16 protein-coding genes are annotated in these 16,399 nt (G+C 69.5%); 1 reads left to right on the top strand and 15 read right to left on the bottom strand.

Annotation, left to right across the window (positions count from 1 at the left end; all coding sequences use genetic code 11):
• Positions 1 to 79: 79 nt before the first annotated feature.
• A complete protein-coding gene (locus tag GT354_RS43965) occupies positions 80 to 400 on the bottom strand; it encodes a transcriptional regulator (RefSeq protein ID WP_161362742.1) in 321 nt (106 codons plus the stop codon).
• Positions 387 to 995 (bottom strand): hypothetical protein, encoded by a 609-nt coding sequence (locus GT354_RS43960; RefSeq protein ID WP_161362739.1) that lies wholly within the window; start codon positions 993 to 995, stop codon positions 387 to 389. Before GT354_RS43960 ends, GT354_RS43965 begins: the two co-directional genes overlap by 14 nt.
• A gap of 227 nt (positions 996 to 1,222) precedes the next feature.
• Between GT354_RS43960 and GT354_RS43955 the strand changes: the two genes are divergently transcribed.
• Entirely contained in the window at positions 1,223 to 1,720 is a 498-nt protein-coding gene (locus tag GT354_RS43955) for a peptidylprolyl isomerase (RefSeq protein WP_161362738.1), read from the top strand.
• A gap of 118 nt (positions 1,721 to 1,838) precedes the next feature.
• Here the strand turns inward: GT354_RS43955 and GT354_RS43950 are convergent, their stop codons facing one another.
• From GT354_RS43950 to GT354_RS43890, 13 genes are all read right to left on the bottom strand, one after another.
• Complete coding sequence (locus GT354_RS43950) at positions 1,839 to 2,090, bottom strand: hypothetical protein (RefSeq protein ID WP_161362736.1); 252 nt, start codon at positions 2,088 to 2,090, stop codon at positions 1,839 to 1,841.
• A gap of 254 nt (positions 2,091 to 2,344) precedes the next feature.
• Positions 2,345 to 3,277 (bottom strand): ABC transporter permease subunit, encoded by a 933-nt coding sequence (locus tag GT354_RS43945; protein ID WP_161362734.1) that lies wholly within the window; start codon positions 3,275 to 3,277, stop codon positions 2,345 to 2,347.
• Positions 3,264 to 4,217 (bottom strand): ABC transporter ATP-binding protein, encoded by a 954-nt coding sequence (locus GT354_RS43940; RefSeq protein WP_161362731.1) that lies wholly within the window; start codon positions 4,215 to 4,217, stop codon positions 3,264 to 3,266. The genes GT354_RS43945 and GT354_RS43940 overlap by 14 nt, the downstream gene beginning before the upstream one ends.
• Positions 4,214 to 5,311: a DUF2092 domain-containing protein gene (locus tag GT354_RS43935; protein ID WP_161362729.1), complete on the bottom strand. Its 1,098-nt coding sequence runs from the start codon at positions 5,309 to 5,311 to the stop codon at positions 4,214 to 4,216. Before GT354_RS43935 ends, GT354_RS43940 begins: the two co-directional genes overlap by 4 nt.
• 514 nt (positions 5,312 to 5,825) lie before the next feature.
• Positions 5,826 to 6,836 (bottom strand): polyprenyl synthetase family protein, encoded by a 1,011-nt coding sequence (locus GT354_RS43930; protein WP_161362727.1) that lies wholly within the window; start codon positions 6,834 to 6,836, stop codon positions 5,826 to 5,828.
• A gap of 43 nt (positions 6,837 to 6,879) precedes the next feature.
• Positions 6,880 to 8,460, bottom strand: coding sequence for an NADH-quinone oxidoreductase subunit NuoN (gene nuoN, locus GT354_RS43925; RefSeq protein WP_161362724.1), 1,581 nt, complete (start codon positions 8,458 to 8,460; stop codon positions 6,880 to 6,882).
• Between the two features lie 2 nt (positions 8,461 to 8,462).
• Entirely contained in the window at positions 8,463 to 10,109 is a 1,647-nt protein-coding gene (locus GT354_RS43920; protein ID WP_161362722.1) for an NADH-quinone oxidoreductase subunit M, read from the bottom strand.
• 64 nt (positions 10,110 to 10,173) lie between these two features.
• Complete coding sequence (gene nuoL / locus GT354_RS43915) at positions 10,174 to 12,108, bottom strand: NADH-quinone oxidoreductase subunit L (RefSeq protein WP_161362746.1); 1,935 nt, start codon at positions 12,106 to 12,108, stop codon at positions 10,174 to 10,176.
• A gap of 70 nt (positions 12,109 to 12,178) precedes the next feature.
• On the bottom strand, positions 12,179 to 12,478 hold the full coding sequence (gene nuoK, locus GT354_RS43910; RefSeq protein WP_161362720.1) for an NADH-quinone oxidoreductase subunit NuoK: 300 nt from the start codon (positions 12,476 to 12,478) through the stop codon (positions 12,179 to 12,181).
• The gene (locus GT354_RS43905; RefSeq protein WP_161362717.1) at positions 12,475 to 13,479 is read right to left on the bottom strand and encodes an NADH-quinone oxidoreductase subunit J; all 1,005 of its coding nucleotides are present in this window, start codon (positions 13,477 to 13,479) and stop codon (positions 12,475 to 12,477) included. The genes nuoK and GT354_RS43905 overlap by 4 nt, the downstream gene beginning before the upstream one ends.
• A complete protein-coding gene (gene nuoI / locus GT354_RS43900; protein ID WP_346012448.1) occupies positions 13,476 to 14,060 on the bottom strand; it encodes an NADH-quinone oxidoreductase subunit NuoI in 585 nt (194 codons plus the stop codon). The genes GT354_RS43905 and nuoI overlap by 4 nt, the downstream gene beginning before the upstream one ends.
• Positions 14,061 to 14,064: 4 nt before the next feature.
• Complete coding sequence (gene nuoH, locus GT354_RS43895) at positions 14,065 to 15,402, bottom strand: NADH-quinone oxidoreductase subunit NuoH (RefSeq protein WP_161362716.1); 1,338 nt, start codon at positions 15,400 to 15,402, stop codon at positions 14,065 to 14,067.
• On the bottom strand, positions 15,399 to 16,399 hold a 1,001-nt coding region (locus tag GT354_RS43890; protein WP_272924008.1), incomplete at its 5' end, for a molybdopterin dinucleotide binding domain-containing protein. The genes GT354_RS43890 and nuoH, both read right to left, overlap by 4 nt.

Below are 16,399 nucleotides of genomic sequence, written 5' to 3'. Positions count from 1 at the left end.
GGCCGCGCCGTGAGCCGTCGGGTGCGGGCGACGCGGGTGCGGCCGGTGCGACTTCGGGGGCGGCGCCCTGCGTGCGGGGCTATTGCTCCGGTGGGGTGTGGGCGAGGTTTTTCAGGCGGTCCAGTTGGTCCCAGTGCCTGGCGATCCGGTCTCTGCCGTCGGGGGTCAGTTCGACGTTGGTGTTGGGTTTCTTGAGGACGAACCGCTTTTCGATCCGCACGAGACCGGCCTCCTCCAGCTTGCTCAGATGGCTGGACAGGTTGCCCTTGGTCAGGCCGGTCGTGCGTTGCAGGAAGACGAAGTCGGCGGTCTTGACGGACGACATCACCGTCATGATCGCGAGCCGGGCCGGCTCGTGGATCAGCCGGTCGAGCGCCAGGTCGTCGTTACTCTCCGCCATTGCCGTCCTCGAGGTTCAAGTCCTGGTAGGACCGGAAGGTGCGGACGAGGAGGCGGTGGTCGAGGAGTCCCGAAACGAGTGTCGCCGCACCGATCGGGAAGTAGGCCACCGCGTCCCTGTCGACGCCCAGGCCCCAGATCGGCAGGATACCGGCCACGAACGCCGAGCCCCAGACCGCGATGTGATGGGCCCTCAGCCCCGCGGATGTCGCGTAGAAGACCAGCATGCCCAGCGACCACGCGGCCAACGTCGTACTGACCGCCTGCTCGGGAGGTCGACCCAGCACCGACCTGGCCAGTTGGTCCACCCCGACGAAGAGTACGAAGCCCGCCGCCGTGGCGGCAAGGTAGCGCGTCTGCCGGCTCCGGGTGGGCGTGACCCGGCCGAAGCGGTGCGCGTAGTGCAGCGAGACGCCGGCCAACACGGCAAGGGGCACCAGCAATGCCGCGCCGAGCGCCCAGGGGCCCACGGGCGGATCGTCCAGGTTGGTCAGCCCGACCAGGGTCAGCACGAGGCCGAAGGGGATGCCGTAGAGGCCCTGCACGTGTGTGTAGGGATAGTTCGTTCCCGCCGACTCCAGGTGCCGCAGGTCCATCGCTTCACTCCCCAGACTGGTTTGTGCTGCAAACCCTACGGCGAAATCGGCTCTTCGTAAACTGGTTTGCGCGACAGACTTCGAGCGTCACGAGGCGTGGTGACCGGTTCGCCCGGCGTCCGAAGTCCGGTCGAGACGGGCCCGGTTCGCCGGAATCACCCGCCTTCGGCACGCCGTGCAGGTGGCGGCGTCCACTGCGGGTGGGCGGGAGTGTCAGGATGGTGGTCATGACAACCAAGGTCTACTTCGACATCACCATCGACGGCGCGCCCGCCGGGCGGATCAACTTCAACCTGTTCGATGACGTAGTGCCCAAGACCGCGGAGAACTTCCGCGCCCTCGCCACCGGCGAGAAGGGCTTCGGCTTCGCCGGGTCGAGCTTCCACCGCGTCATCCCGCAGTTCATGCTCCAGGGCGGCGACTTCACCCGCGGCGACGGCACCGGCGGCAAGAGCATCTACGGCGAGAAGTTCGCCGACGAGAACTTCACGCTCAAGCACACCAAGCCGGGCCAGCTGTCGATGGCCAACGCGGGCGCCAACACCAACGGCTCGCAGTTCTTCATCACGACCGTCGTGACCGACTGGCTCGACGGCAAGCACGTCGTGTTCGGCGAGGTCGCCGACGAGGACAGCATGGCCGTGGTCCGCGCGATCGAGGCCAAGGGCTCGCGCAGCGGCAAGACCAGCGCGAAGATCGAGATCTCCGCGTCGGGCGCCCTCTAGGACCCCCACCACCCGAACGGCGAGGCCACCGCGTGCACCTCGACGCGGTGGCCTCGGGCGTCCTCGGGCGTCCTCGGGTCCGAGCAGCTGGCCCGTCGACCCGTCGGCGTCGAGAGCGTCAGCCGTTCTCCGCCTCGTCCGGGCAGACCTTCGTACCGTCGGCGTACAACCTGAACTCCCGGGCGCCCGGCTCCTCTTCGTCGAGGTAGACCCTGGTCCCGTCCGCGTACTCCTTGTACACGCGCCCGTTCTCGCCCCCGACAGCCGGCAACCCCACCGCGTGCAACTCGGCGACCGCCTCGCGAACGGCTTCGGCCGTCAACTCTTCGACTCGCTCGCGCCCTATGCGGTCGATGAGCGACCTCGTCACCCGCGGCTCCGCCGGCTCGGGCCCTTGCGACATCGCATCCCCCTCGCGCGATCCACGGCCGAGCGCCCGCCCGTGCCACCTCCAGGATGGCGATGCGCACTCCGAGGCGCCACCACCGATACCGCGGCTTTTCGGCCTTCGCGCCCTTGATCTCGGCGCCGAGGCCGGCGGAACCGGGTCGACAAGCCGGTCGCCCGACCGGCGTCCCCGCGCACGGACACCCACGACCCCGGCCTCGGGCGTCGATCCGCTTCTCACGTCGTGATGTCGCGTTCGTGGATGCGGGACCAGGCCGCGGTGCCGAAGACGGCGGTGTAGGCGGCCTGGAGGCCCAGGTTGCGCAGGATGTCGTCGGTGGGGACGGGGTTGCGCAGGAGGTCGCCGAAGCTCAGCCAGCCGTCGGTGAACAGCCACGGGTGGAGCGCGGAGAGCTGGGGAATGCTCGTCAGGATCGCGGTCACGATGACCACGCCCACGGTCGTGGCCATCGCCGCCACCGGAATCGTGGTGAGCGTCGACACGAACAGGCCGATCGCGGCCAGGCCGACCAGCGAGGCCGCGACGCACAGCGCGATCAGGACGGCGCGCCACGAGGCCTCGGTCATCGAGATGGTGTCGCCGGTCAGCAGCGGCACGTCGCCCATCGGGAACAGCACGGCGCCCACCACCAGGGCCGTCAGCGCGACCGTGAGCGTCGCCGCGAGGCAAAACGCGAGGATGCCCCCGAACTTGACCAGCAGCAGGCGGGTTCGCCCGGCCGGGGCGACCAGCAGATAGCGCAGCGTCCCGCTGTTGGCCTCGCCCGCGATCGAGTCGCCGGCGACGACGCCGACCGTCATCGGCAGGAAGAACGGCAGCGCCGCGGCGAGCGACGCGAAGACCAGGAACAGGCCGTTGCCGGTGACCTGGTTGACGAAGTCCAAGGCCCCGCCGCCACCGTCGTTGCCGCCGGAATCGCTGCCGTCGTGGAAGTAGCGCAGCGCGACGCCGAGCAGGACCGGCACCAGGGCCAGGAAGCCCAGCATCGCGGCGGTGCGCGGGCGCAGGAACACCAGGCGCAGTTCGCTGCGCATCAGCCCGCGCAGCCGAGGCAGCCGCTCGGCCGGGAGGGTCTCGGCGCCGGTGTTCGCGTAGCGGAACGCGGGTGACAGGACCCCGTTCTTGGGCAGTGCGTCAGTCGGTGACATCGAAGCCTTCTCCGGTCAGGGCGACGAACGCGTCCTCCAGGGACGGTCTCGCGAGCGTGAACGAGCGGATCCGGACGTCGGCGCGGACCAGCGCCGCGCAGATCTCCTCCGGCTCCAGCGGCGCCGGGTCGGCCTCGACGCCGTCGGGGGTACGCGCGATGTCGGTCGCACCGAGCCGGGCCAACAGCGCGGCGGCCTCGGCGCCGTCGGGCGTGGTGACGATCAGGCGCGGCCTGGTGCCGGCGCGCAGCGACTCGACCGTGCCCTGGGTGATCAGCCTGCCGTGGCTCATCACGGCCACGTCGGTGCAGACCTGTTCGATCTCGTCGAGCAGGTGCGAGGACAGGAACACGGTGGTGCCGTCGGCGGCCAGGGTGCGGATCAGCGCGCGGATCTCGCGCATGCCCTGCGGGTCCAGGCCGTTGGTGGGCTCGTCCAGGACGAGCAGGTCGCGCGGGCGCAGCAGGGCGGAGGCGATGCCCAGGCGTTGCTTCATGCCGAGCGAGTACGCCCGGGCCTTGCGCCCGGACACCGCAGTCAGGCCGACCTTGGCCAGCGCGTCGTCCACCCGCGCGGTGCGGGTACGCGGGTCGGACGTGGGGTCGGCGGCGTCGAGCCGGTCCAGGTTCTGGCGACCCGTCAGGAAGCCGTAGTGGGCCGGGCCTTCGATCAGTGCGCCGACCCGGGGCAGGACCTGCCCGACGGCGCCGGGCATGGCGCCGTCGAGCAGGGTGACCGATCCGCTGGTCGGCCGGATCAGGCCGAGCAGCATCCGGATGGTCGTGGTCTTGCCGGATCCGTTGGGCCCGAGGAACCCGAAGACGGAGCCGGCGGGCACGGTCAGGTCCAGTCCGTCCACGGCGAGCCGGTCCCGGCCGTAGCGCTTGGACAGCCCCTCGGTACGGATGGCGTCGGTTCCGACCACCGTGGACGCGCTCATCGCCGGGCCGCGATCCGCTGCTCGGCGACGCGCCGGAGGGTGTCCCCGTCGACCGCGCCGGCGAAGACGTGGCCCGAGTCGGTGGTGAGGACGCTGATCAGGCGGGTGTTGATCAGGGTGCCGCCCGGAACCGGCTTGCCCAGTTTGCCGAGCATGCCGGTGACGTCCTTGCCCTGACCGGCGCCCCCACCCGGGAGTTCGACGACGGTGGCCCACCCGTCGCCGAGGAGCGCGGGAGCCTTGCCGTCGGCCGCACCCGGCAGCGCGGGAGCCCCCGGCGCCTCGGCAGTCGCCGGAGCGCCCGGCGCCGCTTCGTGCGTCGGCGCCTCCTCGACCTTGGCCCCGGCCGGCGGCTTGAAGTCGAACGTGCCGGCGGCCGGCTTGCCGTAGGACACGTCCTCGAAGCCGACGTCGATCGCGGCCTTGCCGCCCTTGACGGTGTCCACCGTGACCCGCAGCGGTACCCCGGTCTCGGCGTCCACGCTCACCGTCGCGCCGGCGACCAGGCTGCCCTGGGCCTTGGGCGCGAAGGTCAGCCGATACACGTCCCGCCCGGCCACCTCGGCCGTGCCGTCGACCCGCACCTCGGTGGTCGGGCCGACGAGGTCGAGCAGTTGTCGGGCCGCGGCCTGCGGCGTGGTCGGGACGAGCGTCGCGAGGTCGGGCCCGGTCGCGTCGACCGTGCCGTGGGTGGCGACGTGGCCGCGACTGTCGTACGTCCACACGTCGCGGCCGTTGTGGATGACGTTGTACTCGGCGAGGTCGGAGATGATGCCGATCCGCTGACGGTCGGCGCCGTCCACGGCCACCTGGAGCTTGTGGGTGCCGGAGACGAGCGCCTGCGGACCGCCGCCCCGACCCGGCATGGCCGGCAGGCCGAGGTCGGTGTCGATCCGCACGGTGCCGGATATCGCGTCGGCCTGCGCGGCGGTCACCTTGGCGACGAGTTGTTCGGCAGTCAGGTCGGGTAGTGCCGGATGCGAGTCGTCGGCGAACGCGGCCGGACCGAAGGTCACGGCCCCGACCGCCGCAGCGGCGACGGCGATCGGAGCCGCGAACCGCCACGGCACGTGCCGGCGGGTTGTACGAGTCATTGCGTGTGCCCCCTGAGCGAGTGGTCCCGGTACGACCCCTCAAGAGGACCATCGGCAACACCCTCGACGCGTCGGCCGCACGTCACATCGATCCGTCAACCTCAAGGCGCAAACCCGCCCACGGAGCGGCACTTGATGGTGACTCGCCACTACGGTGCGAAGATGGCGGCGTACGCGGCCCGTACTCCCCCGGGAGCACTGGCCGCCCCTCGCCCAAAGGCCGACCGACACATCAGCCCGTCCGACGTTCGAGGCCAACGTCCCCGCCAAGGACCCCACAACCACAAAACCCGACAAGCCAAACAGCCCGTCCGGCGTTCGAGAACAACGTCCCGCCAAGGACCCCACAACCACAAAACCCGACAAGCCAAACAGCCCGTCCGGCGTTTGAGGACAACGGCCCACCAAGGGCCCCACAACCACAAAACCCGACCAAACCAAACAGCCCGGCCGGCGCCTGAGGCCAACCGCGCGGCCCGCCAGGGCCATGCGCAACCCGGCAGGCCACCAGGCCCTACGCGCTGCGCTCCACGACAAGCTCACACAACGACGACAACGCCCGCTTGGCACTGCAATCAGGCAGCGGCGCCAAAACCTCCCGAGCCTCTTCGGCATAACGCCGAGTGTCTTCGCGGGCCCGCACCAACGCCGGGTGCGCCCGCAGCAGATCGAGCGCCTCCGCATGCCGGTCGTCGTCCACGATCGGGCCGTCGAGCAGGTTCAACAGGTGCCGGTCCTCGGCCGCCGACTTGCCCGCGACCCCCGCGCGCAGGTGCAACACCGGCAGCGTGGGGACGCCTTCGCGCAGATCCGTGCCGGGGGTCTTGCCGGACTCCGTGGAGTCGCTCGTGATGTCCAGCACGTCGTCCGCGAGTTGGAACGCGACGCCGAACCGCTCGCCGTAGCGGGTCAGGATGTCGACCACGTGCTCGTCGGCGCCCGCGAACATCGCGCCGAACTGCCCCGAGGCCGCGATCAGCGACCCGGTCTTGTCCGCGATCACCGACAGGTAGTGCTCGACCGGGTCGTCGCCCGTGCCGGGGCCGACCGTCTCGCGGATCTGGCCGGTGACCAGCCGGGCGAACGCCCGCGCCTGGATCCGGACCGCGTCGGCGCCCAGGTCGGCGACGATCTCCGAGGCCCGGGCGAACAGGAAGTCGCCGGTCAGGATCGCGACCGAGTTGTCCCACCGCGAGTTCGCGCTCGGCGCGCCCCGCCGCAACAGCGCCTCGTCCATCACGTCGTCGTGGTACAGAGTCGCGAGGTGGGTCAGTTCGCACACCACCGCCGCCGGGACCACGCCCGGGGACTGCCAGTCGCCGAATTGGGCGGCGAGCAGAACCAGCAGAGGCCGGAACCGCTTGCCGCCCGCCTCGACGAGGTGTCGCGAGGTCTGCGTCAGATAGGCGAACTCGCTCTTGGTGGCCGCCAGGAGCTCCTGCTCCACGGCGGCCATCCCCGCTCTGATGTCGGCGTCGAGAGTCTCGTCCGTGACGCTCAGCCCGAAGGGCCCCACGATCGCCATGACGGTGCTCTCCTGTCGATCACGCAGAGTCTCTGCGTCCTGCCTAATGGACGAACAAGGCGGCCTTGTCCGCGAGGTCGAGAACCGGCTGCGGGAGGATGCCAAGGACCACGGTAACGGCAACCCCGAGCGCGATGGCAGCGGTGGTCATCACGCTCGGTACGACAACGGTCGGTCCGTCGGCCTTGGGCTCCGAGAAGAACATCAACACGATGACCCGCACGTAGAAGAACGCGGCGATCGCGCTGCACAGCACACCGACCACCACGAGGCTCCCGGCGCCCCCTTGCGCGGCTGCCTGGAAGACCGCGAACTTGCCTGCGAACCCGCTGGTCAGCGGGATACCGGCGAACGCGAGCAGGAACAGTGCGAACACTCCTGCGACCAGCGGGGAGCGCCTGCCGAGACCGGCCCAGTGGGACAGATGCGTCGCCTCGCCGCGGGCGTCGCGTACCAGAGTGACCACCGCGAAGGCACCCAGAGTGACGAACCCATAGGCGACAAGATAGAACATCGAGGACGACACGCCCGCGTCGTTCATCGCGATCATTCCGGTCAGGATGAAACCCGCGTGAGCGATCGACGAGTACGCCAACAGGCGCTTGACGTCGGTCTGGGTGATCGCGATGACCGCGCCGGCGACCATGGTCAGGATCGCGACGCCGATCATCACCGGGCGCCAGTCCCAGCGCATGCCCGGCAGCGCGACGTAGAAGAAGCGCATCATCGCGCCGAACGCGGCGACCTTGGTCGCGGCGGCCATGAACCCGGTGATCGGGGTGGGCGCGCCCTGGTACACGTCGGGCGTCCACGAGTGGAACGGCACCGCGCCGACCTTGAACAGCAGACCGACCGAGACCATCGCGAGCCCGATCAGCAGCAGCGCGTCGTTGTCCATCGCACCACCGGAGGCGACCGCGATCTTGGCCAGCGAGATGCTGCCCGAGTAGCCGTAGAGCATGGCCACGCCGAACAGGAAGAACGCCGACGAGAACGCGCCGAGCAGGAAGTACTTGAGCGCGGCCTCCTGCGACACCAGCCGGTTGCGCCGGGCGAGCCCGCACAGCAGGTACAGCGGCAGCGAGAGCACTTCGAGCGCCACGAACATCATCAACAGGTCGTTGGCCGCCGGGAAGAGCAGCATGCCCGTCAGCGAGAACATGGTCAGCGGGTAGACCTCGGTCTGGGTCCACCCCGCGCGGGTGGCCTCGACCTCCTGCCTGCTGCCCGGCGCCGCCGCGGCCTGCGGGGCGAACGCGTCGCCGCCGGCGGGCTCCAGCTTGCGTTCGGCGATCAGCAGGATGGACGCGATGCCGATCAGCAACAGCGTGCCCTGCAGGAACAGGGACGGGCCGTCCACGGCCACCGCGCCCATCGCGGTGAGGCTGCCGCGGTGGTCGTCGGGCAGGTCGCGGGCGAGCCACACGACCGCGCCGAACGCGCCGATCATGCCGACCAGAGCCACCGTGAGCTGCGCGCGGTAGCGCGCCGGCCGGGGCGCGAACGCCTCGATCAGCACGCCGACGACGGCCACGCCCGCGACGATCAGGATCGGCGACAGCTTGCCGTACTCGATGGTGGGCGCGTCCACCTTCGACACCGTTGCCGCTGCGGCGGCGCTCATGCTCACTTGGAGCCTCCATCAGTGGTGTGCGCCTCGGAGGTGCCCGCCGCCTGCTCGACGATCGGCCGCTTGGGCGCCGGATCCTTTTGTTCGACCCGGCTGAGCGTGTGGTCCACGGCCGGGTTCACCGCGTCGAGGACGGGCTTGGGGTAGACCCCGAGCACGAGCAGGAACGCGATCAGCGGTACCACCACCGCGAGTTCGCGGGGCACCAGGTCGCGCAGCTTCTCGTTGCCCGGGCGGAGCGGGCCGGTCATGGTGCGTTGGTAGAGCACCAGGACGTACAGCGCGGCGAGCACGATGCCGGTGGTCGCGAAGATCGCGGCCACCTTGTACTTCGCGAACGCCCCGACCAACACCAGGAATTCGCTGACGAACGGGGCAAGTCCCGGCATCGACAGGGTTGCCAGTCCGGCCACCAGGAACGTACCCGCGAGAATCGGGGCGACCTTTTGCACGCCGCCGAAGTCGGCGATCATGTTGCTGCCCCGGCGCGAGATCATGAACCCCGCGATCAGCAGCAGGGCCGCGGTGGAGAAGCCGTGGTTGACCATGTACAGCGTCGCGCCCGACTGGCCCTGACTGGTCATCACGAAGATGCCCAGGATGATGAAGCCGAAGTGCGAGATCGACGTGTAGGCGATCAGCCGCTTGATGTCGGTCTGGCCCACCGCGAGCAGCGCGCCGTAGATGATGCCGATCACCGCCAGGGTGATCACCACGGGCGCGAAGAACCTGGACGCGTCCGGGAAGATCTCCAGGCAGAACCGCAGCATCGCGAACGTGCCGACCTTGTCGACCATCGCGGTCACCAGCACCGCGACCCCCGGGGTGGCCTCGGTCATGGTGTCCGGCAGCCAGGTGTGGAAGGGCCACAGCGGGGCCTTGACCGCGAACGCGAACATGAAGCCCAGGAACATCGCCTTCTCGGCGCCGGGGTTGATGTCCAGTTCGCCGTTGGCGACCGCCGCCGAGATCCTGGCGAGGTCGAAGGTGCCGTGCCCGCCGCTGCCGATGCCCTGGTTGGCCGTCACCACGTACAGGCCCACCACCGCGGCCAGCATGACCAGGCCGCCGAGGAGGTTGTACAGCAGGAACTTCACGGCCGCGTAGGAGCGTTGCGGGCCGCCGAAGCCGCCGATGAGGAAGTACATCGGGATCAACATGGCTTCGAAGAAGACGTAGAACATGAACACGTCGGTGGCCGCGAAGGACACCACGACCATGGCCTCGACCATCAGCATGAGCGCGAAGAACGCGTGCGTGCTGCGCGGCGCGGGCCTGCCGCCGTTCGCCGGGCCGTCACCGTCGACCGGGACCCCGTCCGCGTCGTTCCACGACGCGAGGATCAGCAGCGGCATGAGCACCGCGGTGAGCAGGATCAGCACGAGGCCGATCCCGTCCACGCCGAGCGACCAGTGCACCCCGAAGGACGAGATCCAGCTGTAGCTCTCGGTGATCTGGAAGCGGCCGCCGTCGTTGTCGAACTTGGTCGCCACCACGATCGCGAGAGCGAGTGTGAGCAGCGAGAACAGCAACGCCACGTTCTTGGCGAGTTTGCGCTTGCCCGCCGGCACGGCGGCGACGCACAGGCCGCCGACGAACGGCAGCGCCGCGAGCGTCGTCAGCCAGGGAAAGTGGCCGTTCATCGAAGTCCCTCCGCCGATGCGCCTACGGGATGGGCGATCTGGGGTCGTGTCGGCATCGTCATCGTCACGCCATCCGAGCCATCAGCGTCGCGGCCACGACCAAGGCCGTGCCGCCGAACATGGACAGCGCGTACGAGCGGACGAACCCGGTCTGCACCTTGCGCACCCGCGCCGAGGTGCCACCGAAGAACGCCGCGAGCCCGCCCACGAATCCGTCGATGCCCCGGTTGTCGAACCACACGAGCAGGCGGGTCAGGTACTGGCCGGGTCGCATGACCAGGCCCTCGTTGATCGCGTCCTGGTACAGGTCCTTGCGCGCGGCCACGGTGACCACGCTCGCGGCCGGGGCCACGGCGGGCACGTCGCGGCGCGCGTACTGCACGTACGCCACCGCCGTGCCCAGCGCGACCATCGCCACCGCCGCGCCCGTGACCGCCCACTCGCTCATCGGCAGGTCGCCGTGCGAGAAGCCGGTGATCGGGGTGAGCCACTTCACGAACGAGTCGTTGAGCACGAACAGGCCGCCCGCGAACACCGAGCCGAAGGCCAGCAGGATCATCGGACCGGTCATCGTGATCGGCGACTCGTGCGGGTGCGGCTCCTGCCAGTCGGCCGCCGCGCCGACCGGGGCTTCCTTCCAGCGTTCCTTGCCGAAGAACGTCATCAGCATCACGCGCGTCATGTAGTACGCGGTGAGGGCGGCGGCGATCAGCGTCACCGTGCCCAGGATCCAACCGGACGTGCCGCCCTTGGCGAACGCGGCCTCGATGATCTTGTCCTTGGTGAAGAACCCGGACAGGAGCGGGAAGCCGATGATCGCGAGGTAACCCAGGCCGAAGGTGACGAACGTGATCGGCAGGTACTTTCGCAGGCCGCCGTAGCGGCGCATGTCGACCTCGTCGTTCATGCCGTGCATCACCGAACCGGCGCCCAGGAACAGACCGGCCTTGAAGAAGCCGTGCGTGACCAGGTGCATGATCGCGAACGCGTAGCCGATCGGACCCAGGCCCGCGGCCAGGATCATGTAGCCGATCTGGCTCATCGTCGAGGCCGCGAGGGCCTTCTTGATGTCGTCCTTGGCACACCCGACGATCGCCCCGAACAGCACGGTGATCGCGCCCACGATGGTGACCGCGAGCTGCGCGTCGGGGGAGGCGTTGAAGATCTCCGCCGACCGGGTGATCAGGTACACGCCGGCGGTGACCATGGTCGCCGCGTGGATCAGGGCCGAGACCGGGGTCGGGCCCTCCATCGCGTCGCCCAGCCACGCCTGCAGCGGGAACTGCGCCGACTTGCCGCACGCGGCCAACAGCAACATCAGGCCGATCGCGGTCATCGTGCCGTCGCTCGCGGCCGCGCTGCCGCCGAGCACGGCGTCGAAGTCGAACGTGCCGAACGTGGTGAACATCAGGAAGATCGCGACGGCCAGACCGAAGTCGCCGACGCGGTTCATGATGAACGCCTTCTTGGCGGCGGTCGCGGCGCTGGGCTTGTGCTGCCAGAAACCGATCAAAAGGTAGGAGGCAAGACCCACACCCTCCCAACCGACGTACAGCAGCAGGAAGTTGTTCGCCAGCACCAGCAACAGCATCGAGGCGACGAACAGGTTCAGGTAGGCGAAGAAGCGCCGACGGTTCTCGTCGTGCTCCATGTAGCCGATCGAGTAGATGTGGATCAGCGAGCCCACACCGGTGATCAGCAGCACGAACACCACGGACAACTGGTCCAGGTGCAGACCGATGTCGGCCTGGAACTCGTTGACCGGCGCCCAGGTCCACAGGTGCTGGTCGACCGAGCGGCCCGCGCCGTCCTTGTCGAGCATGGTCACGAACATGAGCACGCCGACCACGAACGACCCGAGGGCCGTCGCGGTGGCGAGGAGGTGGCCGAAGGCATTGGTGCGCTTGCCGCCGACGAGCAGCAGCGCCGCGCCGATCAACGGCAGGCCGATGACCAGCCACAGCGCCGAGAACGCGCCGTCGGCGGCGACCGAGTGCAGGCCGCCGCCGCCCTCGTTCGCGAGGACGACGCCGGAGGCCAGGGAGGACGTTTGAATCACCGGTTCCGACCTACCACTTCATGAGGCTGGCGTCGTCGACCGAGGCCGTACGGCGGCTGCGGAAGATGGCGATGATGATGGACAGTCCGACCACGACCTCGCACGCGGCGACGACCATCGTGAAGAACGCGATGATCTGGCCGTCGAGGTTGTCGTGCATCCGGCCGAACGTCACGAACGCCAGGTTGCAGGCGTTCAGCATCAGTTCGACGCACATGAACACGACGATCGCGTTGCGCCGGAGCAGGACCCCGCACGCGCCGATCGTGAACAGCAGTGCGGACAGGTACAGGTAGTTCACCGGGTTCACGGGCGCCCCTCCTTGGAGCCTGCGCCGGCGGCAACCTCGTTGCCACAACCGTCGCCTGACGCGTCGTCGGTGTTGCCGCGCTCCTGACGGGCGGTGGGAACGGGCGCCGCGGCCGGCGCGTCGCCTTCCACCGGCCACGCCTCGTCGTCGTCGTCGACCCCGGCCGACTCCAACGCCGCGACGCTGTGCACGACTTCCGCGCTGACGTCGCGGATCTGACCGCGTGCGCGCAGCGTGCCGTTGACCGACAGTTCGGAGATGCTGCCGTCGGGCAGCAACGCGGGTACGTCCACGGCGTTGTGCCGGGCGTACACCCCGGGCGTGGGCAGCGGCGCGAGCTGCTTGTTGTCGCGCACCCGCGCCTGGGCCAACTCGCGCTGGGTCTTGCGCGGTTCGAGCCGCTCGCGGTGCGCGAGCACCATCGCGCCGACCGCCGCGGTGATCAGCAGCGCGCTGGTCATCTCGAACGCCCAGATGTACTTGGTGAAGATCTGGTGCGCCAAGCCCTGCACGTTGCCCGCGGCGGCCGCCTTGAGGGCGACGTCGTCGGTCTCGGCCGGGGCCACCGGGGGCGTGCCCGGGGTCTTGGTCGCGAGGGCGGTGAAGTGCGTGATCGACGCGTTGGCGATGCCCGCCACCAACAGGATGCCGAAGCCCAGGCCCAGGGCCGCCGCCGCGATCCGCTGACCGCGCAACTGCTCCTTGAGCGAGTCGACCGAGGAGACACCGACCAGCATCAGCACGAACAGGAAGAGCATCATGATCGCGCCGGTGTAGACGACGATCTGCACGATGCCCAGGAACACCGCGCCCTGGGCGAGGTAGAAGATCGCCAGGCACATCATCGTGGTCACCAGCGCAAGCGCGCTGTGCACCGCCTTCTTGAAGAAGACGGTGGCCACGGCGCCGATCAGCGCGACCGCGCCGAGCACGTAGAACTGGAACGCCTCGCCGGTGGAGGTCTTGGTGACCTCGGCCGCGAACTCGATACCGCCACTCATCGGCCGGCCTCCGTCCCCTGCGCCGCCGTCACTACCGAATCCCCGGGCTCGCCCTGGGTCTTCGTGCCGGGCGCGGCCTCTTTGACGTTGCCCAGGTAGTAGTCGGTGTCCGTGGTGTCCGGATACATCGCGTGCGGCGGGGCCACCATGCCCTCGTACAGCGGGGCGAGGAGCTGCTCCTTGGTGAAGATCAGGCTCGCCCGGCTGGTGTCGGCCAACTCGAACTCGTTGGTCATGGTGAGCGCCCGGGTCGGGCACGCCTCGATGCACAGGCCACAGAAGATGCAGCGCAGATAGTTGATCTGGTAGTTGCGGCCGTACCGCTCACCGGGCGAGAAGCGTTCCTCGTCGGTGTTGTCGGCACCCTCCACGAAGATCGCGTCGGCGGGACACGCCCACGCGCACAGTTCGCAGCCGATGCACTTCTCCAGGCCGTCGGCGTATCGGTTGAGCTGGTGCCGGCCGTGGAAACGCGGTGCGGTGACCTTCTTTTCGTACGGGTAGTACTCGGTGTTGGCCTTCTTGAACATCGTCGCGAAGGTGACACCGAACCCCGCGACCGGTCCGAGGAACTTGGGCACGGGTCTATGCCTCTCCTTCAGTGCGGTCGTCCGGGGCGTCCCCCGCGGCCGGCGCACCGACCGGCTCGGGCCTGCGCACGTTACGGCGGGGTACGGGCGCGAGTTGCTGTCCCGGCAGGGGCGGTACGGGGAACCCGCCCGCCATCGGGTCGAACGGCGGATCGGGGACCTTCGCCCGGTCGTCGTCCTTGGCGGGCATCACCGCGTCCCACAGGATCGACAGCAGGAGCAGGACGATCACACCGCCCGCAACCCACATGATGATCCGGGACTGCTCGTAGCCCTCGTTCTTGAGCGCGCGCACGGTGGCCACCAGCATCAGCCACACGAGCGAGAGCGGGATCAGTACCTTCCACCCGATCTTCATGAACTGGTCGTAGCGGAACCGGGGAAGCGTTCCGCGCAGCCAGATGAAGACGAAGATGAAGGCCTGCACCTTGAGGAAGTACCAAAGGAAGGGCCACCAGCCGGAGTTGGCGCCCTCCCACACCGCGGTGATCGGCCACGGCGCGAGGTAGCCGCCGAGGAAGAGCGTGGTGGCCAGCGAGCTGACGACCACCATGTTCACGTACTCGGCGAGGAAGAACAGCGCGAACTTCAGCGACGAGTATTCGGTGTGGAAGCCGCCGACCAGTTCGCCTTCGGCCTCGGGGAGGTCGAAGGGGGCGCGGTTGGTCTCCCCGATCATCGCGACCACGTAGATGATGAACGAGACGGGCAGCAGGATCGCGTACCACGTGTCCTGCTGCGCGGCGACGATCTCCGACGTGGACATCGAGCCCGAGTACAGGAAGACCGCCGCGAACGACAGGCCCATCGCGATCTCGTAGGAGATCATCTGGGCCGAGCTGCGCAGGCCGCCGAGCAGCGGATACGTCGAGCCGGAGGACCAGCCCGCGAGCACGATGCCGTAGATGCCCACGGAGGCGACCGCGAGGATGTAGAGGACCGCGACCGGCAGATCGGTCAGCTGGAGGTGGGTGCGGTGTCCGAACATCGACACCTCGGGCCCGAAGGGGATCACCGCGAACGCCATGAACGCCGGGACCATCGCCACGATCGGCGCGATGATGTAGACGGCCTTGTCGGCGCCCTTGACGGTGATGTCCTCCTTGAGCGCGAGCTTCACGCCGTCCGCGAGGGACTGGAGCAGGCCCTGCGGGCCGGTGTACTTGGGGCCGATGCGCATCTGCATCCAGGCCACCACCTTGCGTTCCCACCAGATCGCGAACAGCGTCATGACGACGCAGAACGCGAAGATGAGTACCGCCTTGACCAGGATCAGCCACCAGACGTCGGTGCCGAACCCGGCCGCGGCGAGCTCGATGCCGCTGTCCGTCACCGCTCCTCCTCGAAGACGTGGGCGGTCCGGCCGTTGCGGCCGGTCCCGTTGGGCGGGCCGTCCGCCTGCGCGAAGTCGGCGGGTCGGATCTTGACGACCTCGCCGGCCCCGACCCGCAGCGCGCGATGCACCGAGGAGCCGGGCGAGTTCGCGGGCAGGAACACCACGCGCTCGGTCATGTCGGTGATGCTCAGCGGCAGCGTGATCTCCCCGTGCGGGGAGGTCACGGTGACGCCGCCACCGTCGCGGGCGCCGATCTCGGCGGCCGTGGAGGCACACAGCCGCACCACCGGCGCGCGCCGGGTGCCGGCCAGGTGGGGTTCGCCGTCCTGCGCGCGCCCCTCGTCGAGCAGGAGGCGCCAGGTGGCGAGGACGGCCTCGCCGGGGCCGGGGCGCGGGAGTTCGCGGGCTCGACCCTCGGGGGCCGGGCCGCGCTCGCCGGTCCACCGGCCCAGCCGGCGGATCTCGCGGCGGGCCGCGGTCAGCGACGGCAGGTGGATCGCGTTGGCTTCGCGCTCGCCCGACATCGCCTCGGCGATCGCGTCGAGCACCCGCAGGTCGGTCAGCACGGCCGCGAGGTCGCCGGTGAGCTGGTCCTTCTTCAGGACGGTGGCGAACGGGCGTTCGCGGCCTTCCCAGTCGACGAAGGTGCCGGGCTTCTCGGCGGGTGCGGCGACGGGGAAGACCACGTCGGCGCGTTCGGTCACCGCGCTGTGGCGCAGTTCGAGGCTGACCACGAAGCGGGCCGCGTCCAGCGCGGCCAGCGCGCCGGCGGGATCGGGCAGGTCGTCGACGTCGACGCCGCCGATCACGACGGCGCCCAGGCGCTGTTCACGGGCCGCGGTCAGGATCGCCGCGGTGTCCAGGCCGTAGTCGCCGGGCAGGTCCGGGACGCCCCACAGGGCGGCCACCTCGGCGCGGGCGGCGCGGTCGGCCACCGGTCGACCGCCCGGGAGCAGGTTGTACAGCGCGCCGGAGTCGAGCGCGCCGCGCTCTC

The organism is Streptomyces sp. SID3343 (genome assembly GCF_009865215.1).
In the GTDB taxonomy this organism is placed as follows: Bacteria; Actinomycetota; Actinomycetes; order Streptomycetales; family Streptomycetaceae; genus Embleya.
Note: the sequence above shows the minus strand (reverse complement) of the source record. Positions and strands in the feature narration are given on the sequence as shown.